At 73.4% G+C, this 20395-nt stretch carries 19 protein-coding genes; 5 read left to right on the top strand and 14 right to left on the bottom strand.

Annotated features, from left to right (window positions below):
- Nucleotides 1-57 precede the first annotated feature (57 nt).
- From V9U70_RS20245 to afsQ1, 4 genes are all read right to left on the bottom strand, one after another.
- On the bottom strand, nucleotides 58-630 hold the full coding sequence (locus V9U70_RS20245) for a VanZ family protein (RefSeq protein ID WP_336677180.1): 573 nt from the start codon (nucleotides 628-630) through the stop codon (nucleotides 58-60).
- A gap of 64 nt (nucleotides 631-694) precedes the next feature.
- A complete protein-coding gene (locus tag V9U70_RS20250; RefSeq protein ID WP_336677182.1) occupies nucleotides 695-1315 on the bottom strand; it encodes a hypothetical protein in 621 nt (206 codons plus the stop codon).
- The gene (locus tag V9U70_RS20255) at nucleotides 1312-2868 is read right to left on the bottom strand and encodes an ATP-binding protein (RefSeq protein ID WP_336677184.1); all 1557 of its coding nucleotides are present in this window, start codon (nucleotides 2866-2868) and stop codon (nucleotides 1312-1314) included. The genes V9U70_RS20250 and V9U70_RS20255 overlap by 4 nt, the downstream gene beginning before the upstream one ends.
- A complete protein-coding gene (gene afsQ1, locus V9U70_RS20260) occupies nucleotides 2865-3542 on the bottom strand; it encodes a two-component system response regulator AfsQ1 (RefSeq protein ID WP_336677525.1) in 678 nt (225 codons plus the stop codon). Before afsQ1 ends, V9U70_RS20255 begins: the two co-directional genes overlap by 4 nt.
- Nucleotides 3543-3722: 180 nt before the next feature.
- On the opposite strand from afsQ1, the gene V9U70_RS20265 reads away from it, so the two are divergent.
- Nucleotides 3723-4526: a SigE family RNA polymerase sigma factor gene (locus tag V9U70_RS20265; protein ID WP_336677186.1), complete on the top strand. Its 804-nt coding sequence runs from the start codon at nucleotides 3723-3725 to the stop codon at nucleotides 4524-4526.
- 304 nt (nucleotides 4527-4830) lie between these two features.
- On the opposite strand, the gene V9U70_RS20270 is transcribed toward V9U70_RS20265, so the two are convergent.
- Nucleotides 4831-5481: a uridine kinase family protein gene (locus V9U70_RS20270; RefSeq protein WP_336677187.1), complete on the bottom strand. Its 651-nt coding sequence runs from the start codon at nucleotides 5479-5481 to the stop codon at nucleotides 4831-4833.
- A 118-nt stretch (nucleotides 5482-5599) separates the two neighbouring features.
- Here V9U70_RS20270 and V9U70_RS20275 point away from each other — a divergent pair, with 118 nt between their 5' ends.
- Nucleotides 5600-6019, top strand: a complete 420-nt coding sequence (locus V9U70_RS20275; protein WP_336677189.1) for a hypothetical protein — start codon at nucleotides 5600-5602, stop codon at nucleotides 6017-6019.
- Between the two features lie 69 nt (nucleotides 6020-6088).
- Here the strand turns inward: V9U70_RS20275 and V9U70_RS20280 are convergent, their stop codons facing one another.
- The 3 genes from V9U70_RS20280 to deoC are packed head-to-tail and all read right to left on the bottom strand — an operon-like array spanning nucleotide 6089 to nucleotide 9457.
- Nucleotides 6089-6988, bottom strand: coding sequence for an aldehyde dehydrogenase family protein (locus V9U70_RS20280; protein ID WP_336677191.1), 900 nt, complete (start codon nucleotides 6986-6988; stop codon nucleotides 6089-6091).
- Complete coding sequence (locus V9U70_RS20285; RefSeq protein WP_336677193.1) at nucleotides 6981-8417, bottom strand: aldehyde dehydrogenase family protein; 1437 nt, start codon at nucleotides 8415-8417, stop codon at nucleotides 6981-6983. Before V9U70_RS20285 ends, V9U70_RS20280 begins: the two co-directional genes overlap by 8 nt.
- A 5-nt stretch (nucleotides 8418-8422) precedes the next feature.
- Complete coding sequence (gene deoC, locus V9U70_RS20290; protein ID WP_336677527.1) at nucleotides 8423-9457, bottom strand: deoxyribose-phosphate aldolase; 1035 nt, start codon at nucleotides 9455-9457, stop codon at nucleotides 8423-8425.
- Between the two features lie 169 nt (nucleotides 9458-9626).
- Here deoC and V9U70_RS20295 point away from each other — a divergent pair, with 169 nt between their 5' ends.
- Nucleotides 9627-10268 carry a PH domain-containing protein gene (locus V9U70_RS20295; protein WP_336677195.1) on the top strand — a complete coding sequence of 214 codons (642 nt, stop codon included), beginning with the start codon at nucleotides 9627-9629 and terminating at the stop codon, nucleotides 10266-10268.
- A gap of 108 nt (nucleotides 10269-10376) precedes the next feature.
- On the opposite strand, the gene V9U70_RS20300 is transcribed toward V9U70_RS20295, so the two are convergent.
- The 3 genes from V9U70_RS20300 to V9U70_RS20310 form a co-directional block, all read right to left on the bottom strand.
- Nucleotides 10377-12017 (bottom strand): phospho-sugar mutase, encoded by a 1641-nt coding sequence (locus V9U70_RS20300; RefSeq protein ID WP_336677196.1) that lies wholly within the window; start codon nucleotides 12015-12017, stop codon nucleotides 10377-10379.
- Nucleotides 12018-12141: 124 nt separating this feature from the next.
- Nucleotides 12142-12966, bottom strand: coding sequence for a purine-nucleoside phosphorylase (locus tag V9U70_RS20305; protein WP_336677198.1), 825 nt, complete (start codon nucleotides 12964-12966; stop codon nucleotides 12142-12144).
- 104 nt (nucleotides 12967-13070) lie between these two features.
- Nucleotides 13071-13508 (bottom strand): gamma-glutamylcyclotransferase family protein, encoded by a 438-nt coding sequence (locus tag V9U70_RS20310; RefSeq protein WP_336677199.1) that lies wholly within the window; start codon nucleotides 13506-13508, stop codon nucleotides 13071-13073.
- A gap of 273 nt (nucleotides 13509-13781) precedes the next feature.
- On the opposite strand from V9U70_RS20310, the gene V9U70_RS20315 reads away from it, so the two are divergent.
- Together V9U70_RS20315 and V9U70_RS20320 are read left to right on the top strand one after the other, a co-directional pair.
- A complete protein-coding gene (locus tag V9U70_RS20315) occupies nucleotides 13782-15221 on the top strand; it encodes an NAD(P)H-quinone dehydrogenase (protein WP_336677201.1) in 1440 nt (479 codons plus the stop codon).
- Nucleotides 15222-15407: 186 nt separating this feature from the next.
- Nucleotides 15408-16367: a DeoR/GlpR family DNA-binding transcription regulator gene (locus V9U70_RS20320; protein WP_336677203.1), complete on the top strand. Its 960-nt coding sequence runs from the start codon at nucleotides 15408-15410 to the stop codon at nucleotides 16365-16367.
- 217 nt (nucleotides 16368-16584) lie between these two features.
- Here the strand turns inward: V9U70_RS20320 and V9U70_RS20325 are convergent, their stop codons facing one another.
- From V9U70_RS20325 to V9U70_RS20335, 3 genes are all read right to left on the bottom strand, one after another.
- Complete coding sequence (locus V9U70_RS20325) at nucleotides 16585-17073, bottom strand: hypothetical protein (RefSeq protein ID WP_336677205.1); 489 nt, start codon at nucleotides 17071-17073, stop codon at nucleotides 16585-16587.
- Nucleotides 17074-17595: 522 nt separating this feature from the next.
- On the bottom strand, nucleotides 17596-18138 hold the full coding sequence (locus V9U70_RS20330; protein ID WP_473828704.1) for a TetR/AcrR family transcriptional regulator: 543 nt from the start codon (nucleotides 18136-18138) through the stop codon (nucleotides 17596-17598).
- 172 nt (nucleotides 18139-18310) lie between these two features.
- The gene (locus V9U70_RS20335) at nucleotides 18311-20065 is read right to left on the bottom strand and encodes an acetyl/propionyl/methylcrotonyl-CoA carboxylase subunit alpha (RefSeq protein ID WP_336677208.1); all 1755 of its coding nucleotides are present in this window, start codon (nucleotides 20063-20065) and stop codon (nucleotides 18311-18313) included.
- Nucleotides 20066-20395 lie beyond the last annotated feature (330 nt).

Below are 20395 nucleotides of genomic sequence, written 5' to 3' on the forward strand. Positions count from 1 at the left end.
CCGATTGTGCTCCCGGTGTCTCCATGGTGCCCCCGCGAAGACGGACAAAGCATCGCTCTACGGTGCGATGCCGACCCCGGTAATCGTCGGGGTCGATCCCCCAGGGGCCTCGTCCCTGAGGCGGGTCTCCGCCTCGTGCCGAGGGAGGCCCCGTACGCCCGGCAGCCCCCCGCGGCGCAGCCGCGCCCGGCAGACCGGCACGACCAGGAGGTGGGCCAGCGCCACCCCGGCGGTGTTCAGCAGCAGCGAGTCGACGTCGACCACCTGGCCGGGCACCCCGGTCTGGCCCAGCTCGATGGCCAGCGAGATCAGCGCCCCCGCGGTGACCGTCCGCAGCAGGGACACCCAGGAGGGGACGGAGACCCGGCCCCCGGCCATCGGCAGCAGGACGCCGAGCGGGGCCAGCAGCAGCAGCGCGCCCCCGATCCGGCGTGCCGCCTCGACCGGGCCGCGTGCGAGGTCCGCCCTGATCCCGGCGAACGGCTCGAAATTCGCGGCCATCATCCACGGCACGTCCAGGGGGCGCAGCGTCAGCCATCCGACGAGCAGGAGATGCACGAGGAGGAGGGTGACCCCCGCCGCGCGGAAGTGGATGACGGCCTGACCGCCCGAGCCTTGACGCACGCCCACCAAGACGCCTCGACCCGCAGGATCGGTTCCGCGACTTTCCGGCCGCCGTGCGGGAAGGACCGGGTCAGCGCAGCCGGACCGCGTCCGGCGTGGTCAGGTCCTGCGGCCGCGCCTTCGTCCGGGAGGTGCACAGATAGCCGCGCGGCGGGTAGTCCCCGGGGCCGCCCAGGACCACGGCGCCGTCCGTCACCAGCGCCTCGCTCTCCGCATACGTGCACACGAGCTGGGCCAGCGCCTCTGCCGACAGGTCCTCCGGCTGGCTGCTCAGCCGCACGGCGCCCGCCGGGTCGCCGTCCCGCGCCGGGCCCACCCGCAGGCCCGCCGGTATAGCGGTGGAGAAGCCGGCCCGCCGCTCGCCCGCGGTCGGCGTCCGCCGGACCTCCTTCAGCAGGGCGCGGGCGACCGCAAGCCGGTCGGAGCCGACCGCACCCGCTTCCACCGCACGGTCCACGGGGACCAGCTCGGACGCGCACACCAGGTACACCTCGGCCGTCACGCCGCCCGGCGGCCGGGTGGCGGCGTCGGAAGCGGAGAGCCGGCACGGCACCCGCGACGGCGCGGCACCCGCGTCCACCGGCACCGAGGTCGTACGGATGCCGCAGCCGGCGATCAACGCCGCGGCGGCCAGCGAGGCGGCCAGCGAGGCCGCGCCCCGGCGGCCGGGGGTGACAGGGCCGCGCCTCACGTCGCACCGTCCTCGTTCCGCTCCCGCGTGCCCTGACCACCCCGGTCGTCCTCGTCGTCCGGGCCGTCCCGCCGCGCCAGCTTCTCGGCGTCGCGCGGCAGCCGCAGCGTGAAGACGGCCCCGCCCTGGGGGGAGTTCGCGGCCGTGATGTCGCCGCCGTGGATGTGCGCGTTCTCCATCGCGATGGAGAGCCCGAGCCCGCTGCCCTCCGAACGGGGCCGGGAGGCGCTGGCCTTGTAGAACCGGTCGAACACGTGCGGCAGGACCTCCTCGGGGATGCCGGGGCCGTGGTCCCGCACCTCGATGACCAGCTCCTCGCCCTCGGTGCGCACCCGGACCCCCACCGGTGAGCCCCCGTGCTTGAGGGCGTTGCCTATCAGGTTGGCCAGGATCACGTCGAGCCGGCGCGGATCGAGCCGGACCATCATGCCGCGCTCCGCGTCCAGGTCCACCGCGTCCAGCCAGGCCCGGGCGTCGATGCACGCGGTGACCTGGTCGGCCACGTCGACCGTGTCCAGCACCAGGTGGGCGGTGCCCGCGTCGAAGCGGGTCACCTCCATCAGGTTCTCCACCAGGTCGTTCAGCCGCCGGGTCTCGCTGACCACCAGGTGCACGGCGGGCGCGATCATCGGGTCGAGGCTGTCGGCCTCGTCCTCCAGCACCTCGGCCACCGCGGTGATCGCGGTCAGCGGAGTGCGCAGCTCGTGCGACATGTCGGCGACGAACCGGCGGCTGGCCTCCTCGCGGGCGCTCATGTCCGCGACCTTCTTCTCCAGCGAACCGGCCGTCTTGTTGAACGTACGGGACAGGTCGGCGAGTTCGTCCGTGCCGGAGACCACGAGCCGGGTGTCGAGCTTCCCCTCACCGAGCTTGCGGGCCGCGTCGCCGAGCCGCTGCACCGGCCGCAGCACCGTCGTCGCGGCGGCCTGCGCGAGCAGCGCCGAGCCGACCAGGGCGAGAGCGGTGGCGATCCCCAGGGACCAGGCCAGCGAGTTGAGGTCCTGCCGCTCCTGGTCGAGGGACTTGAGCATGTAACCGGTGGGGCCGCCGCCGGTGATCCGCGTACCGGCGACCAGATACGGCGTGTCCGCGAGGCTCGTGCGCTGCCAGAACAGGCGGTACTCGCGCTCCTCGCCCGACGCGGCGGCCTGCTTGCGGACCACCTGCTCGCGCAACGAGTCCGGCACGTCGGCCCGGGTGAACCGGTCGAGGTCGGAGTAGCCGACGATCGGCTTGCCCCGCTCGCGCTCGTCCACCAGCAGCACGCTGTAACCGAGGCTGTTCCCCGCCATCCTCACCGCGGCCCGCTGGAGGTCGTCCTTGGTGGAGCGCTCCGGCAGCGCCGCCGCCGTGTCCTGCATCTGCCGGTGGAAGTCGTCGAGCGCGGTGTCCTGGGTGCGGGTGAGCACGGCCTCGCGGTTGAGCCAGTACGCGATCGCCGACGCGGAGACCGCGGCGGTGAGCGCCACCAGCGCGAACACCACGACCAGGCGCAGCCGCAGGCTGGTCCAGCGCAGACCGGCGCGCAGGGACCGTTTGGCGGTCTCGGTCACTGAGGCGAGTCCAGTCGGTAACCCACGCCCCGCACCGTACGGATCAGGGTCGGCGAGGACGGCACGTCCTCCACCTTCGCCCGGAGCCGCTGCACACACGCGTCCACCAGACGGGAGTCGCCCAGGTAGTCGTGCTCCCACACCAGGCGCAGCAACTGCTGCCGGGAGAGGGCCTGACCGGGCCGGCGGCTCAGCTCCAGCAGGAGCCGCAGCTCCGTCGGGGTGAGCTGAAGGTCCTCGCCGTCCTTGGTCACGGTCATGGCGGAGCGGTCGATGACCACGTTCCCGAAGGTCGCCGAGTCGGTCGACTCGCGCTCGCCGCGGCGCAGCACCGCCCGGATACGGGCGTCCAGCACCCGGCCCTGGACGGGTTTGACCACGTAGTCGTCCGCGCCGGACTCCAGTCCCACCACGACGTCGATGTCGTCGCTGCGCGCGGTCAGCAGAATGATCGGCAGCTGGTCGGTGCGGCGGATACGCCGGCACACCTCGAAACCGTCGATACCGGGCAGCATCACATCCAGTACGACCAGGTCGGGCCGCTGCTCGCGCAGCAGTTCGAGGCCGTCCTCTCCCGTCGCCGCGGCGGCCACACGGTGGCCCTGGCGTGACAACGAGAGTTCGAGGGCCGTGCGGATGGCGTCGTCGTCCTCGATCAGCAACAGGAAAGGCACGGACGTCATTCTGGCCCATGGTGGTGCTCCAGTTCGACCCGCGGCCCGATCTCCTTGCCGGGCACGGCCACGACCGCCCCTGTGACAGGGCTGTGACAGACGGGGGACAGCGCCATGAAACTGCCCCGGCAAGCTCGTGGTCACCGGGAACGAACGGACTTAACCGATAGGGGGCGCGAGATGAACGCACTGCACAGCACCAGCTCAAGCGCAGTTGCCACGCGTCTCCACGACGTCGGCCGGAGCACCGAGAGGCCCGGCGCCGCCGCAGGGGCCGCCCTGGCGGAACGCGGCCGGGAAGCCGGGGGAGTGCGCGGGTGCGTCCGCGGCGCCGGGCGCCAGCGCCCGCCGGCGGCGGAGCCGACGCGCAAGCCGTACATGACGGTGGTCGACGGGCCCGCGGGGGGGAACGGGGCCGGCGGGGGAGGCGCGGGGGAGCGGAACCGGACGCCGGCCGAGGACACGGAAGCGGTGTTCACGGCCTACGTCCAGGAGCGGCGGGCCTCCCTGTACGCGACCGCCTACCACCTGACCGGCGACCGGTTCGAGGCAGAGGACCTGCTTCAAAGCGCCCTCTTCTCGACCTACCGGGCCTGGGACCGGATCAGCGACAAGGCGGCGGTCGGCGGCTATCTGCGCCGGACCATGACCAACCTGCACATCAGTGCCTGGCGGCGGCGCAAGCTCAACGAATACCCGACGGAGGAGCTGCCGGAGACGGTGGGCGACGCGGACGCGATGCGCGGCACGGAGCTGCGGGCGGTGCTGTGGCAGGCGCTCGCCCGGCTGCCCGAGCCCCAGCGCACGATGCTGGTCCTGCGGTACTACGAGGGCCGCACCGACCCGGAGATCGCGTCCATCCTCGACATCAGTGTCGGCACGGTGAAGTCGAGCATCTGGCGCTCCCTGCGCCGGCTGCGCGAGGACGAGGTCCTCAGCTTCGGACGTGACGAGCAGGAGTCCTTCGGCGAGCTGGTGGCCTGAGGCGACGGGGGAGGGAAGGACCGGGGCCCTCCAGGGCCCCGGGACCGACGGGGGAGAGGCCCTTCGCTTCGGGGGAGGCGGGGGCCACGGGGGAACGGCTCGACGCTTCGGGGGAGGCGGAGGGCGACGGGGGAACACGCGGCTTTGCGCGTCGGGGGAGGCGGGAGCCGCGGGAGCGGGAAGGCAGCGGGGTCGTACGGGTCGGGGGGCCTGTACGACCCCGCTGCCCGTGTTCCCGCACGGCCGGGCACCCGTACGCCGGGCCGGGCGACCCGGTGTGCGGTGCGGGAGCGGTGCCGCCCCGCTACGCCGCCCCGCGCCCCACCGGCGTACGCCGGCAGCGGCCCGCCGCCGCTGCGGCCAGCCGGCCCAGGGCCTCGTCCTTGCCGCAGGGGTGGGCCCCCAGAGCCGTCTGACGGGCCACGATGCGGCGTTCGTACCGCATCAGCCGCCAGCCGCGCCGCAGCAGGAACGGCACCGACTTGCGGCCCTCGCGCAGATCGCGCACCAGCCGTCGCCGGAACGTCGTGGAGGGGCGGCCGCGCAGGCACAGCGCGTCCGCCAGCAGCCCCAGGTCCTGGCAGCGCCCGACGATGTCCGCCGCGAAGATGCCCTCGGCCACGAACAGCGGCGAGCGCTCGATGTGGAACGTCTCGTGGTCCGTACGGGAGCTGGTGGCGAGGTCGTACACCGGAACGTCCGTCCGACCGGTCCGGCACAGCTCGGCGATGGCCGCCACCGCCGCGTCCGCGTCCCAGGAGCCGGCGGAGTCCCAGTCGATGTCCGTGGAGCCGGGGACCAGGGGCAGCGTCGGGTCGTCGGCCTCCTTGTAGAAGTCGTCCAGGCGCAGCACCGGCAGACCGGTGCGGGCGGCGAGGGAGGACTTGCCGGAGCCGGAGGGGCCCGCGAGCAGCACGACGCGGGTCGGGATCGGTTGGGAACTCACAGAACACAAGTGTGAGGCATTGACCCGCGCAGGGGACCCCTCGGGTCTCTCGTTGGTGGGGAGCAGCACACCTCAACTACTCTGCGCGCACAGACGCTCACCCGACCAGGTTCGATCAGGTGGAAAAATGGCACTTCACGCACGAAAGCCCCAGCGTCGCGCTCTGCTGCGCGCCGGTCTGACCGTCTCCGCGCTGGGGACCGCCCTCACGGCCGGTGCGGGCTCCGCACAGGCCGTCCAGCTGCCCCCGGTCGCCGAGGCCCCGGAGCAGGGCGCCCTGGCCCTCCAGGCGGTCGGCGAGACGGCCGGCCCCGCGGTGACCAGCGCGCTCGGAACCTCGCTGGCCAGCAATATCGCCCCGGTCACCGATCTCCAGCTCGACCCGCTGGCGGGCACCGGGACGGACCCGCTGGACAACGCGGTGGGCACCCAGATCGCCGACTTCAAGCCGCTGACCACGGCCGTCCTGACCGACCCGCTCACCAGCGGCGGTTCGCTGAGCGATCTGCCGGTGGTGGGCGGGGTGACCGAACTGGTCACCGGTTGACCGGCGCAACACGGCGGACGGGGCCGCCCCGGATGGGAGGGCGGCCCCGTCCGGGGCGCCGGCCGCGTGTCAGTACGAGGAGCCGGAGGCCCCCAGCGCGCCGGTCGGGTGCCAGACCGTCTTGGTCTCCAGGAAGGCCGTGAGGCGGTGGGTGCCGGGCGAGGCCGCCCAGTCCGTGGAGTCGGCCGGCCGTGGACGCAGGACCCGCTTCAGGTTGTCCGCCGCCGCGGTCTCCAGCTCCTTCGCCAGCTCGGCGTCGGCGCCGGTGAGATCGATCGCGTTGACGTCCCTGTGGGCCGCGAGCGGGGCCGCGAGCTCCGCCGTCCGCCCCGACAGGATGTTGACCACGCCGCCCGGCACGTCGGAGGTGGCCAGCACCTCGCCGAGCGAGAGCGCGGGCAGCGGGGCGTCGGCGGAGGCGATCACCACGGCCGTGTTGCCCGTCGCGACCACCGGGGCGATCACCGAGACCAGGCCGAGGAGCGAGGACGCCTGCGGCGCGAGGACCGCGACGACGCCGGTCGGCTCCGGGGTGGAGAGGTTGAAGTAGGGGCCCGCGACCGGGTTCGCCCCGCCCGCGATCTGCCCGATCTTGTCGGTCCAGCCCGCGTACCAGACCCAGCGGTCGATCGCCGCGTCCACCGCGTCCGCCGCCCTGGACTTCGACAGCCCCTCGGCCGCGGCCACCTCGCGGGCGAACTGCTCCCTGCGGCCCTCCAGCATCTCCGCGACGCGGTAGAGGACCTGGCCGCGGTTGTACGCGGTCGCCCCCGACCAGCCGCCGAAGGCCTTGCGGGCGGCCACGACCGCGTCGCGGGCGTCCTTGCGGGAGGACTGCGGGGCGTTGGCCAGCCACGCGCCCTTGGAGTCGGTCACCTCGTACACCCGGCCGCTCTCGGAGCGGGGGAACCTGCCCCCGACGTACAGCTTGTAGGTCTTGAAGACGCTTCTGCGGTTCTGATCAGACATCGAGGTACGCCTCCAGGCCGTGGCGGCCGCCCTCGCGACCGTAGCCCGACTCCTTGTAGCCGCCGAAGGGCGACGTCGGGTCGAGCTTGTTGAACGTGTTGGCCCAGACGACGCCCGCCCGGAGCTTGCCCGCCACCGCGAGGATGCGCGAACCCTTCTCCGTCCAGATGCCGGCCGAGAGGCCGTACTGACTGTTGTTGGCCTTGGCGACCGCCTCGTCCGGGGTGCGGAACGTGAGGACGGAGAGCACCGGGCCGAAGATCTCGTCACGGGCCACGGTGTGCGCCTGGGTGACGTCGGTGAAGAGGGTCGGGGGGAACCAGAAGCCCGACGACGGCAGGTCGCACGGGGCCGACCAGCGCTGGGCCCCCTCGCTCTCGCCGGTCTCCACCAGGGCCGTGATCCGGGCGAGCTGCTCGGCGGAGTTGATCGCGCCGATGTCGGTGTTCTTGTCCAGCGGGTCGCCCAGCCGCAGCGTGGACAGCCGCCGCTTGAGGGCGTCCAGCACCTCGTCGTGGACCGACTCCTGGACCAGCAGCCGGGAGCCCGCGCAGCAGACCTGGCCCTGGTTGAAGAAGATCCCGGTGACGATGCCCTCGACGGCCTGGTCGATCGGCGCGTCGTCGAAGACGATGTTCGCGCCCTTGCCGCCGAGCTCCAGGGTGACCTTCTTGTCCGTCCCCGCGACCTGGCGGGCGATGGCCTTGCCGACGGCGGTCGAACCGGTGAAGGCAACCTTGTCCACGTCGGGGTGGGAGACGAGCGCCTCGCCCGCGTCGCCGTATCCGGTCAGGATGTTGACGACGCCCTTCGGCAGACCGGCCTGACGGCAGATGTCCGCGAAGAACAGGGCGCTCAGCGGGGTCGTCTCGGCCGGCTTGAGAACCACCGTGTTGCCCGCGGCGAGCGCCGGGGCGATCTTCCACGCGAGCATCAGCAGCGGGAAGTTCCACGGGATGACCTGGCCCGCCACGCCCAGCGGGCGCGGGTCGGGACCGTAGCCCGCGTGGTCCAGCTTGTCGGCCCAGCCCGCGTAGTAGAAGAAGTGGGCCGCGACCAGAGGCAGGTCGACGTCGCGGGTCTCCTTGATCGGCTTGCCGTTGTCGAGGGTCTCCAGGACGGCCAGCTCGCGACTGCGCTCCTGGATCAACCGTGCGATCCGGAAGAGGTACTTGGCGCGCTCGGAGCCGGGGAGCGCGGCCCACTTCTCGAACGCCCCACGGGCCGCCTTCACGGCCCGGTCCACGTCCGCCGCGCTCGCCCGCGCGACCTCGGAGAGGACTTCCTCGCTGCTCGGGGAGACGGTCTTGAAGACCTTGCCGTCGGCCGCCTCGCCGAACTCGCCGTCGATGAACAGCCCGTAGGAGGGGGCGATGTCGACGACGGAGCGGGACTCCGGCGCCGGTGCGTACTCGAATGCAGATGCCATGGGGATCAGTCCACCGTCACGTAATCGGGGCCGGAGTAACGGCCGGTGCTGAGCTTCTGGCGCTGCATCAGCAGGTCGTTGAGGAGGCTGGAGGCGCCGAACCGGAACCAGTGCGGGTCCAGCCAGTCCTCGCCCGCGGTCTCGTTCACCAGGACCAGGAACTTCACCGCGTCCTTGGTGGTGCGGATGCCGCCGGCCGGCTTCACGCCGATCTGGATGCCGGTCTGCGCCCGGAAGTCCCGGACGGCCTCCAGCATCAACAGGGTGTTGGCGGGCGTGGCGTTGACAGCCACCTTGCCGGTCGAGGTCTTGATGAAGTCGGCCCCCGCCAGCATCCCGAGCCAGGAGGCCCGGCGGATGTTGTCGTACGTCGACAGCTCGCCGGTCTCGAAGATCACCTTCAGGCGGGCGGCGCCGCACTCCGCCTTCACGGCGACGATCTCCTCGTACACCTTCAGGAAGCGGCCGGAGAGGAAGGCGCCCCGGTCGATCACCATGTCGATCTCGTCCGCCCCGGCCGCCACGGCGTCGCGGACGTCCGCGAGCTTGACGTCGAGCGCGGCGCGCCCGGCCGGGAAGGCGGTCGCCACGGACGCCACCTTCACGCCGGAGCCGGCGAGCGCGGCGGCGGCGGTGGCCACCATGTCGGGGTAGACGCAGACCGCCGCGGTGTGCGGGGTCGTGCGGTCGGGCTCGGCATCCACGGGGTCGGAAGCGAGCCGGGGCGCGGCGTAGCGGAGCGGGTCGGGGCGGACGGCCTTGGCGGCGAGGGCCCGGACCTTGCCCGGGGTGTCCGCGCCTTCCAGCGTCGTCAGGTCGATCATCGAGATGGCGAGATCGATGGCGTACGCCTTGGCCGTCGTCTTGATCGAACGGGTTCCGAGGGAGGCGGCGCGCGCTTCGAGGCCGACGGCGTCGACGCCGGGCAGCCCGGACAGGAAGCGGCGCAGCGCGCTGTCGGACGCGGTGGCGTCGGAGAAGGGCGTACCGCCGTGCCCGGACGCGGCCGAGAGCCTGGGGGTGGGAGCAGTGGTGGGCATGGTCACCAGAGGAGCATATCTACGCGCGTAGCGACCTGTACAGGGGGCCGGCTCGTCCGTGCGCCTCGCCGTCGGCCCGCCCCGCCGCCTCCCGTACCCGGCCCGACGCGCCGCCACGACGGGACGGCCGCCGGGCCGCGACCCGCGCCCGTCAGGCAGAATCGCCCCCATGACGAGCCCCACACCCCCCGCGAAAACGCCGTCGCCCGCCGGGCGGACCCACCGTTCCGTCGCCGGGGCGGTCTGCGGGGTGCTGCTGCTCCTGCTGATCGGCTGGATGGCCGGCGACGCCATGATCCGGGGCGAGGGCCGGACGCCGTGGCTGGCGCCGGCCGCGCTGCTGCTCCTCGTGCCGCTGGTCGTGGCGTTCACCCTGCGTCCCGCCGTGTTCGTCGACGACGAGCGCATCCGCGTCCGCAACCCGTTCCGGACGATCCAGCTGCCCTGGACCGAGGTCGCCGACGTCCGGGCCGCGTACTCCTCCGAGCTGATCGCCCAGGACGGCGTGAAGTACCAGCTGTGGGCCATCCCCGTCTCGCTGCGGGCCCGCAAGCGCGCGGCGCGCAGCGCGGCCCGCGCGGCGCACGACGACCCCTACGGCCGCACCTCGGTCAGCGCCGACGTCCGCGACGCCGCCGCACGCACCGCCTCCGCCGACCAGACCGTCCGGGACCTGCGGGACCTGGCCGAAGCGGCGGGGGGCTCGACGGCCGAGGGGAAGGCCGCCGTCTCCGTGCGCTGGGCGTACGAGGTGATCGCCCCGGCCGCCGCCGGCGCGGTCCTGCTCGCGGTGGTCTGGGCCCTGGGCTGAGGCGCTCTCGCCGGGGGGAGCGCCGGGCCGCGCGCCGGGGGCCGGGAACGCCGTAGGGCCGACGGCCCCCACGGGGTCGCCGGCCCTACGGCGCGGGCGGCTTGAGGCTCAGATCCCGGCGGCCGCCGCCAGGTCCCGCTTGATCCCGGCGAGCAGTTCGGCCCCCCGGGCCCGGGCCGCGGGCAGCTTCGAGGCGTCGGCGACCGGGACGACGACCTCCAGGTAGCACTTCAGCTTCGGCTCTGTGCCACTCGGGCGGACGATCACCCGGGCGCCGTCCAGGCGGTAGCGCAGGCCGTCGGTGGGCGGCAGGGCGTCCGTGCCCAGGGAGAGGTCCTCCGCCGAGGTGACGGCGAGACCGGCCAGCGCGGTCGGCGGCTGCTCACGGAGCCGGGTCATGGCGTTCGCGATGACCGTGAGGTCCTCCACCCGCACCGAGAGCTGGTCGGTGGCGTACAGGCCGTGGGCCAGGGCCAGATCGTCCAGCAGGTCCAGGAGGGTGCGGCCCCGCTCCTTGAGCACGGAGGCCAGCTCGGCGACGAGCAGGGCGGCGGTGATGCCGTCCTTGTCGCGGACGCCCTCGGGGTCGACGCAGTAGCCGAGCGCCTCCTCGTAGCCGTACCGCAGACCGTCCACCCGGGCGATCCACTTGAAACCGGTCAGCGTCTCCTCGTGGCCGAGGCCGGCCTTCCGGGCGATCCGGCCGAGCAGCGAGGACGACACGATCGACTCGGCGAACACGCCGCTCACACCGCGCTCCACCAGGTGCGCGGCGAGCAGCGCGCCCACCTCGTCGCCGCGCAGCATCCGCCAGCCCGCCTCGGTGGAGGCGTCCGGCACGGCGACGGCGCAGCGGTCCGCGTCCGGGTCGTTGGCGATGACCAGGTCCGGCGCGGCCCGGCGCGCGGTGGCGAAGGCGAGGTCCATCGCGCCGGGCTCCTCGGGGTTCGGGAAGGCCACGGTCGGGAACGCGGGGTCCGGCTCGGCCTGTTCGGCCACCAGTACCGGCGCGGGGAACCCGGCCCGTGCGAACGCGGCGGTGAGCACCGGGGCGCCGACGCCGTGCAGCGCGGTGTAGACGGTGCGCGCGGTCCGGGGGCTCCCGTCCGCCAGGACCGCGTCCGTACGCGCCAGGTAGGCGTCCAGCACCTCCTCGCCCAGGGTCTGCCAGCCGTCCTCCGGGCGGGCTACGTCCGCCAGTGGGCCGACCGCCGCGATGGCTGCGGCGATCTCGGCGTCGGCCGGGGGCACGATCTGCGAGCCGTCGCCGAGGTAGACCTTGTAGCCGTTGTCGCGCGGCGGGTTGTGGCTGGCGGTGACCTCGACCCCGGCCACGGCGCCCAGATGCCGCACGGCGTACGCCAGGACGGGGGTGGGCAGCGGGCGGGGCAGCACGGCGGCGCGCAGCCCGGCCCCGGTCATCACAGAGGCGGTGTCGTGGGCGAACTCCGCGGACTTGTAGCGGGCGTCGTAGCCGATGACGACGAGCCCGCCCTCCTGCCCCCGGGCCCTCAGGTACGCGGCGAGGCCCGCCGCCGCCCGGATCACCACGGACCGGTTCATCCGCATCGGGCCGGCCCCGAGCTCCCCGCGCAGCCCGGCGGTGCCGAACTGGAGCGTGCCCGCGAAACGGGCGGCGAGCTCGGCGGTGTCGCCGGCCTCGATCAGCGCGCCCAGCTCCTCACGCGTCTCGGGGTCGGGGTCCTCGGCCAGCCAGGTCCTGGCCTGCGCGATGAGGTCGTGCTGCACGGGGTCCGCCTTTCGGGGGTGCGGAGGGGGAGGGTTCAGGCGTGGTCAAGGGCGGCCGGGGCGGGGTGCGCGCCCGCCCGCCGGGCGCCGGGGAGGGTGCGGTCGGGCACCCGGGCGCCGGGAATCAGACGCGGTCGAGCACCCGGGCCAGCAGGGCGCCCATCCGGGTTGCGGAGTCGCGGCCGGCCTGGAGGACCTCCTCGTGGTTGAGGGGCTCGCCGGACAGGCCGGCCGCCAGGTTGGTGACGAGGGAGAGGCCGAGCACCTCTGCGCCCGCCTCGCGGGCCGCGATGGCCTCCAGGACCGTGGACATGCCGACCAGGTCGCCGCCCAGCACCCGGACCATGTTGATCTCGGCCGGGGTCTCGTAGTGCGGGCCGGGGAACTGGACGTACACGCCCTCTTCGAGCGTGGGGTCGATCTCCTGGCACAGCGCGCGCAGCCGGGGGGAGTACAGGTCGGTCAGGTCGACGAAGTTGGCGCCCATGATCGGGGACGCGGCCGTGAGGTTGAGGTGGTCGCTGATCAGCACCGGCTGCCCCGGCCGCATGCCCTCGCGCAGACCGCCGCAGCCGTTGGTCAGGATGACGGTCCGGCACCCCGCCGCCACCGCCGTACGGACTCCGTGGGCGACGGCGGCGACGCCCCGGCCCTCGTAGTAGTGGGTGCGCCCGAGGAAGACCAGCGCGCGCTTCTCGCCGATCCGGTACGAGCGGACCGTGCCGCCGTGGCCCTCGACGGCGGGGGCGGGGAAGCCGGGGAGCGCGGTGACCGGGAATTCGGCCTCCGGGGCCCCGAGCGCCTCGGCGGCGGGCGCCCAGCCCGAGCCCATGACCAGGGCGACGTCATGGCTCTTCGCCCCGGTCAGCTCGCGCAGGCGTGCGGCGGCCCCGGCGGCGGCTGCCCGCGGGTCGCCCTGGATGTTGTCCGGAATAACAGATGCGTTCACGCGGATGAGCGTAACCGCTGAACCCCTACGCGCGTAGATGACGCTGCGCACAGAGCGCGGAGAGCTGTTCGTGTCTTCGTACGAAAAGCGCTCGGCGGCCTCCCTCAGCAGGGGCGCTTGCGCAGCTCCATCACATAGTCGTGGGGCGCGCCGGCGGATTCCGCGGCGTCGGCGATCTCGCCCAGGGAGCGCGCCGAGGGCAGGCCGCCCTCGTACCCGTTCAGCACGTACATCCAGGCCGGCTCCTCGCCGTCCAGGGTGTGCACGCGCACCCGCATCCGCCGGTAGACGTCGAGGCCGACGCCCTCCCAGCGGTCCATGGAGTCCTCGTCCATCGGCGCCAGGTCGTACAGCGCGACGAAGACCTGGGAGCGCGGGGCCTCCACCACGGTGGGCAGCGCGCCCTCCCAGCCCATCTGCTCGCCGCCGAACGTCAACCGCCAGCCGTTGAGCCAGCCGGTGCTGCGCATCGGGGAATGCGGGGCGCGGCGGGTCATGAGCCGCGCGTCGAGGTTGCCGGCGTACGCGGCGTAGAGCGACATGGGTCGAGGGTACGGGAGGAGGGCGTCCGATCGCGGGTTCCTGTGACGAAGGCCCCGGTCGGGGGAGCGCGGGGGCGCCCGCGCGCCCGGGGCGCCGGCGTTCCGTCCCCGAGCGCCGAAGGTCCCCGTTCCCGTATGGAGGGCCCCGGGGCGAAGCTCTTTGGCGGGTGCGGGACAATGGGGTACGTACTGCATTCCCCCGGGGCGCTCCCCCGGACCCCCGGCCGGGGCGGCAGACGGCCGCGGGATGACACCACGCGAGGCGGACTTTTCGTGACCCGGATCGTGATCATCGGCGGCGGCCCCGGCGGCTACGAGGCGGCCCTGGTGGGCTCCCAGCTCGGCGCGGAGGTGACAGTCGTCGACAGCGACGGCCTCGGCGGGGCCTCCGTGCTCACCGACTGCGTGCCCTCCAAGACTCTGATCGCGACAGCAGAGGTGATGACGACCTTCGACTCCTCCTACGAGGAGCTGGGCATCATCGTCGCGGACGACACCCCGCACATCGAACAGGCGGCGCGGGTGGTCGGCGTCGATCTGGGCAAGGTCAACCGCCGTGTCAAGCGCCTCGCGCTCGCCCAGTCGCACGACATCACCGCCTCCGTCACCCGGGCCGGCGCCCGCGTGATGCGCGGCCGCGGCCGGCTCGACGGGCTCCAGGCGGCCGACGGCTCCCGCCAGGTCGTCGTCACCGCCGCGGACGGCACGGAGGAGCGGCTGACCGCCGACGCCGTGCTGATCGCGACCGGCGGCCACCCCCGCGAGATCCCGGACGCCCAGCCCGACGGCGAGCGCATCCTGAACTGGACCCAGGTCTACGACCTCGACGAGCTTCCGGAGGAGCTGATCGTGGTCGGGTCCGGTGTGACCGGCGCCGAGTTCGCCGGGGCCTACCAGGCGCTCGGTTCGCGCGTCACCCTGGTCTCCTCCCGGGACCGGGTGCTGCCCGGCGAGGACCCGGACGCCGCGGCCGTGCTGGAGGACGTCTTCCGCCGCCGCGGGATGAACGTCATGGCCCGCTCCCGCGCGCAGTCCGCCAAGCGCGTGGGCGACCGGGTCGAGGTCACCCTCTCCGACGGCCGGGTCATCACCGGTTCGCACTGCCTGATGGCGGTCGGCGCGATCCCGAACACCGAGGGGATGGGCCTGGAGGAGTCCGGCGTCCGGCTCAAGGAGTCCGGGCACATCCTCACCGACCGGGTCTCGCGCACCAGTGCCCCCGGCGTCTACGCGGCCGGCGACGTCACCGGGGTCTTCGCCCTGGCCTCGGTCGCCGCGATGCAGGGCCGGATCGCGATGTACCACTTCCTCGGCGACGCGGTCGCCCCGCTGGACCTCAAGACGGTCTCCTCCAACGTCTTCACCGATCCGGAGATCGCCACCGTCGGCTACAGCCAGGCCGACGTCGACGAGCACAGGATCGACGCCCGGGTGGTCAAGCTGCCGCTGCTGCGCAACCCGCGCGCCAAGATGCAGGGCATCCGCGACGGCTTCGTCAAGATCTTCTGCCGCCCCGGCACGGGGATCGTGGTCGGCGGCTGCGTCGTCGCGCCGCGCGCCAGCGAGCTGATCCACCCCATCTCGATAGCGGTGGACAACAACCTGACGGTGGAGCAGATCGCGAACACCTTCACGGTCTACCCGTCGCTGTCCGGATCGATCGCCGAAGTGGCCCGGCAGCTGCACACGCGCAAGCTGACGGGCGAGGACTGAGCCCCGCGAAGACCTGGCACCCCGGCGGCCCTCCTCGCCCCTCGCGGAGTGCGGAGAGCCGCCGGGGCTCGCCGTGGGACGGCACAGGGGCCTCTTATACCACCTGGAGGCCTCGGGGACGTACAACTTTCGTTATCCGGTGCAAACTGCTGAAAACCCATCGACGGCCGCGTTACTGTCAGTTCCGTGTTCGCTGCAGAACGTCGTCAACTGATCCTCGAAATGGTGCGTGCCAACGGGGCGGTATCGCTCCGTGAGCTCGCCCGCGTCGTCCAGACCTCCGAAGTGACCGTACGGCGGGACGTGCGGGCGCTGGAGGCAGAAGGGCTCCTCGACCGCCGGCACGGCGGTGCGGTCTTGCCGGGCGGTTTTACGCGGGAATCCGGCTTTCCGCAGAAATCCCACCTGTCCACCGCGGAGAAGACGGCCATCGCCGACCTGGCCGCGGGGCTCGTCGGCGAGGGCGAGGCCATCGTGGTCGGCGCCGGCACGACCACGCAGGAGCTGGCCCGCCGGCTCGCACGGGTCCCCGGTCTGACCGTCGTCACCAACTCCCTGCTCGTGGCCCAGGCGTTGGCCCATGCCAACCGGGTCGAAGTGGTGATGACCGGCGGCACCCTGCGCGGGAGCAACTACGCGCTGGTGGGCAGCGGGGCCGAGCAGTCCCTCCACGGACTGCGGGTCTCCCGTGCCTTCCTCTCCGGGAGCGGCCTCACGGCCGAGCGCGGCCTGTCCACCTCCAACATGCTCTCGGCCAGCGTCGACCGGGCCCTGGTCCAGGCCGCCGCCGAGGTGGTCGTCCTGGCGGACCACACGAAGCTGGGCGCGGACACCATGTTCCAGACCGTGCCCACCGAGCTGATCACCCGGCTCGTCACGGACGAGCCCCCGCCCCACGACGAGCGCGCCGCCGCCGAGCTCCAGGCCCTGGCGGACCAGGGCGTCGAGATCACGGTGGCCGGTCCGGACACGGAAGCGTCCGCCGGGGACAGCGCCCCGCCGGGGGGCAGGCCCCGCCGGGAGATGCCGCTGCCCGGCCAGCGGCGCACGCAGAGCGGCGGTCTCGGGCCGCAGCTGCGCAGCGCCTCCGCCCTGGCGGACGTACCGGGCGACCGCGCCCGGGTCGCGGACCTCCGGCGGCGGTAGCGCACCTGGCCGGGCGCGGCCGGCCCCGCACAGGGCCGGCCTCCGGAGCGACCGGCCAGAGCGGCAGTGGTGAGGCCCGACGGCGGCGACGCGACCGTGCCGCCGGGGGCCGCGGCGGGCCGGCCGCCCGTCGACCCCGAGTCCGCACGGGTACGCGCACAGCTCTCCCCGCCTCCGTGACGGGGGACGGCCTCAGCCCCCTTGGCCGGGCCCCCGGTCAGCAGGGGGGATTGCCGGTGCTCATGGCGTAGCTGACCGAGCCGCCGTAGCCGGAGAGCGTGAGCGTGTTGTAGCCGGAGGTGGGAACGAGATAGTTGGTCGGCCGCAGAGCGACCGTGGTCCCCGCCGGGACGCCGCCGGGCGCCGACAGGTTCACCTGGGCCGTGCTGCCCGAAGCGCTCGGTACATACGCCGATGCGGAGGTGACCTTGAGCCCGTAGGAGCTGGTCCGGGTGACCGTGAACTTCCAGGTGCTGCCGGCGGGCACCCCGGTCGTGGAGTTGACGGTGAAGGTGAACGCGCGGTTGTAGGACGGGCCGGTACAGGTCCAGCCGAGGGTCGCGCTCCGGGCTCCCACGGACGCCGTCCCGGAACCGGTGGCGGCGCCGGCCGCCCCGCCGCCGGCGAGCAGAGCCGTCGCGGACAGGGCGAGCGCCCCCGCCACAGAAAGAAGGCCTCTGCCGCTCCGCCATGTGGTGTCGCGCATGTCTGGTCCTCCCCTACCGCCCCGAGCGGGCGGTGATCTGGCCTCTCGCCCCCGCTCCGGGACCGAGCCGAACTCGGGGCGACCTCACCGACAGCTCGTACACGGACAGGCCCCTGCCGGTCACGCCCCCCATCGCGCTCGGAACAACATAACGGCACCGGTGGGCGCCTGGGGGGGCCGAGGCGTAGTACGGCGCGACCGAGTCCCCTGGGCTCTGCGCCCACCGGCCCCGCAGTCGGCAGGCGGTGCACCTGGGCACGGGCGCCGAGGGCGCGACGGCGGATCGGCTCTGCGGGGCGCACGACGCCCAGCCCGCCCCCTCCGTGCGCTGGTCACGACCACCGGGCGCTGCGACCCCAGAAGAGAGGGCGCGGGGCAAGCGGGGAGCTCGCGCGGGGCCGCCATGCCTCCCGCCGGGCACAGCGCCCCGGCGGGGGAGGCGTGACGGCTTCTCGGCGGGGGCCGTGGCGCCTCTACGTCAGGGTCAGGGCTGGACCGCAGAGGAGACCCGCCGGGGGGCGGCTACTTCAGCCCGCGCAACGTCAGCCGCAGCAACCGCCCCGCCAGCTCCGGGTCGTCCGGCGACTGCTCCGCCGCCAGCGCGATCGCGTTCGTGAGCTGGAGCAGATCCTCGATGGAGACGTCCGACCGCACGGCCCCGCTCTCCTGGGCCCGGCGCAGCAGACCCGCGCCCGCCTCCCGCAGCGGGAGATGGCACTGCGCCAGCGCCGACGACTCATCACGTGAAGCCGACATCAGTGCGCGGGCCAGGCCGCGGTACTCACCCGCGTGTGTGACGATCGCGCCCAGCCACTCCACCAGGGCCGCGCACGGCCGGTCCGAGCCCGCCAGCTCCCGGGAGCGGTCCAGGAGGGAGCACAGGGCGTCCTGGAAGACGGCGTTCATCAGGGCGTGCCGGTTGGGGAAGTGCCGGTAGAGAGTGCCGATGCCCACGCCCGCCCGCCGCGCGATGTCCTCCAGCGAGGCGTCGGTGCCGTGGTCGGCGAAGGACCTGCGGGCCTCGCCCACCAGCCGGTCGCGGTTGCGGCGCGCGTCCGCGCGCATCTGCCGGGCCGGCGGCTGCGCCGTGCTCGTCTCCCTCGGCATCGCCCCTGCCATGGCTCCCGCCCTCTCTCGGCCCGCGGCCCCTCGTCGGTTCCAGGATGCCATTGCCGACACAGGGGCCCGGCCCCGTCATGACGACGTGGACCGGGCCCCTGCGGAACGTGCTGTGCCGTCAGTCCTTGATCTCGCAGATCAGGGCGCCGGAGGAGACGGAGGCGCCGATCTCGGCGGCGAGGCCCTTGACGGTGCCGGCACGGTGCGCGTTGAGCGGCTGCTCCATCTTCATGGCCTCCAGGACGACGACGAGGTCGCCCTCCTTGACCTCTTGGCCCTCCTCGACCGCGATCTTGACGATCGTGCCCTGCATGGGCGAGGCGAGGCTGTCGCCCGAGGCCGCGGAACCGGCCTTCTTCGCCGCGCGGCGCTTCGGCTTCGCCCCGGCGGCGAGTCCGGTCCGGGCGAGCGACATGCCCAGCGAGGACGGCAGCGAGACCTCCAGGCGCTTGCCGCCGACCTCGACGACGACGGTCTCGCGCCCGGCCTCGTCCTCCGCGTCCGCGTCGGCGGGCGCGGCGAAGGGCTTGACCTCGTTGACGAACTCGGTCTCGATCCACCGCGTGTGGACGGCGAACGGGTCCGAGGTGAAGGCGGGGTCCACGACGACGGCCCGGTGGAACGGGATCGCGGTGGCCATGCCCTCGACCGTGAACTCGCCGAGCGCGCGGGCGGCGCGCTGGAGCGCCTGCTCGCGGGTCGCCCCGGTCACGATGAGCTTGGCGAGCAGGGAGTCCCAGGCGGGGCCGATCACGCTGCCGGACTCGACGCCCGCGTCCAGACGGACGCCGGGGCCGCTCGGCGGGGCGAACGTGGTGACGGTGCCGGGGGCGGGCAGGAAGCCGCGGCCGGGGTCCTCCCCGTTGATCCGGAACTCGAAGGAGTGACCGCGCACCGCGGGGTCGCCGTAACCGAGCTCCTCGCCGTCGGCGATCCGGAACATCTCGCGGACGAGGTCGATGCCCGTGACCTCCTCGGTGACGGGGTGCTCCACCTGGAGGCGGGTGTTGACCTCCAGGAAGGAGATCGTGCCGTCCAGGCCCACGAGGAACTCGACCGTGCCGGCGCCGACGTAACCGGCTTCCTTCAGGATCACCTTGGACGCCGCGTACAGCTCGTCGTTCTGTTCCTGGGTCAGGAACGGGGCCGGGGCCTCCTCGACGAGCTTCTGGTGGCGGCGCTGGAGCGAGCAGTCGCGGGTCGAGACGACCACCACGTTGCCGTGGGAGTCGGCCAGGCACTGGGTCTCCACGTGGCGCGGCTTGTCGAGGTAGCGCTCGACGAAGCACTCGCCCCGGCCGAACGCGGCGACGGCCTCGCGGACGGCGGAGTCGTACAGCTCGGGGATCTCCTCCAGGGTGCGGGCCACCTTCAGCCCGCGCCCGCCGCCGCCGAACGCCGCCTTGATCGCGATCGGCAGCCCGTTCTCCTCCGCGAAGGCGACGACCTCGGCGGAACCGGAGACCGGGTCCGGGGTGCCGGCCACCAGGGGGGCGCCCGCCCGCTGGGCGATGTGCCGCGCCGCGACCTTGTCGCCGAGGTCGCGGATCGCCTGCGGGGGCGGTCCGATCCAGGTCAGCCCGGCGTCCAGGACGGCCTGGGCGAACTCCGCGTTCTCCGACAGGAACCCGTAACCGGGGTGGACGGCGTCCGCACCGGAGTCCGCGGCGGCCCGCAGCACCTTCGCCATGTCCAGGTAGCTGGCGGACGGGGTGTCACCGCCCAGGGCGAACGCCTCGTCAGCGGCCCGGACGTGCAGCGCGTCCCGGTCCGGCTCGGCGTAGACCGCCACGCTCGCGATCCCCGCGTCCCGACAGGCCCGAGCAACGCGGACAGCGATTTCGCCACGGTTGGCGATGAGCACCTTGCGCACGATGACTCCCTCCTCGAAACAAGCTGAGTTTAGGGACTACCGACACGGCCGTACGACCCGTCCCCAATGGTGAGCTTGCCCACACGGAGTGTGATCCGAGGCTTGCCCCAGTAGTGAAATCCCTTGTGGCACCACGGTACGCCGGGATACCCAACCGCACAGTAATCATCCGGTGTGGTGCAGGTCTCTGTTCTGAAGGTCAACGCCGCACGGCGATTCTTTGTGGAGACCCTACGAACGGCCGGGAGATTCTTTGCCCGGCGTGCGGGGGCGTCCGTCCTCTTGTCCGAAGGGGTACCGCTGAGTAGGGTCCGCGCTACGCACGTACCG

Source organism: Streptomyces pratensis (assembly GCF_037137275.1).
GTDB lineage: Bacteria > Actinomycetota > Actinomycetes > Streptomycetales > Streptomycetaceae > Streptomyces > Streptomyces pratensis_B.

Excerpts from the sequence above, each read along its gene's own strand:
- V9U70_RS20265 (WP_336677186.1), top strand. The coding sequence starts at position 3,723 with ATGAACGCACTGCACAGCACCAGCTCAAGCGCAGTTGCCACGCGTCTC.
- V9U70_RS20275 (WP_336677189.1), top strand. The coding sequence starts at position 5,600 with ATGGCACTTCACGCACGAAAGCCCCAGCGTCGCGCTCTGCTGCGCGCC.
- V9U70_RS20280 (WP_336677191.1), bottom strand. The coding sequence starts at position 6,988 with ATGTCTGATCAGAACCGCAGAAGCGTCTTCAAGACCTACAAGCTGTAC.
- V9U70_RS20285 (WP_336677193.1), bottom strand. The coding sequence starts at position 8,417 with ATGGCATCTGCATTCGAGTACGCACCGGCGCCGGAGTCCCGCTCCGTC.
- deoC (WP_336677527.1), bottom strand. The coding sequence starts at position 9,457 with ATGCCCACCACTGCTCCCACCCCCAGGCTCTCGGCCGCGTCCGGGCAC.
- V9U70_RS20295 (WP_336677195.1), top strand. The coding sequence starts at position 9,627 with ATGACGAGCCCCACACCCCCCGCGAAAACGCCGTCGCCCGCCGGGCGG.
- V9U70_RS20310 (WP_336677199.1), bottom strand. The coding sequence starts at position 13,508 with ATGTCGCTCTACGCCGCGTACGCCGGCAACCTCGACGCGCGGCTCATG.
- V9U70_RS20325 (WP_336677205.1), bottom strand. The coding sequence starts at position 17,073 with ATGCGCGACACCACATGGCGGAGCGGCAGAGGCCTTCTTTCTGTGGCG.
- V9U70_RS20330 (WP_473828704.1), bottom strand. The coding sequence starts at position 18,138 with ATGCGCGCGGACGCGCGCCGCAACCGCGACCGGCTGGTGGGCGAGGCC.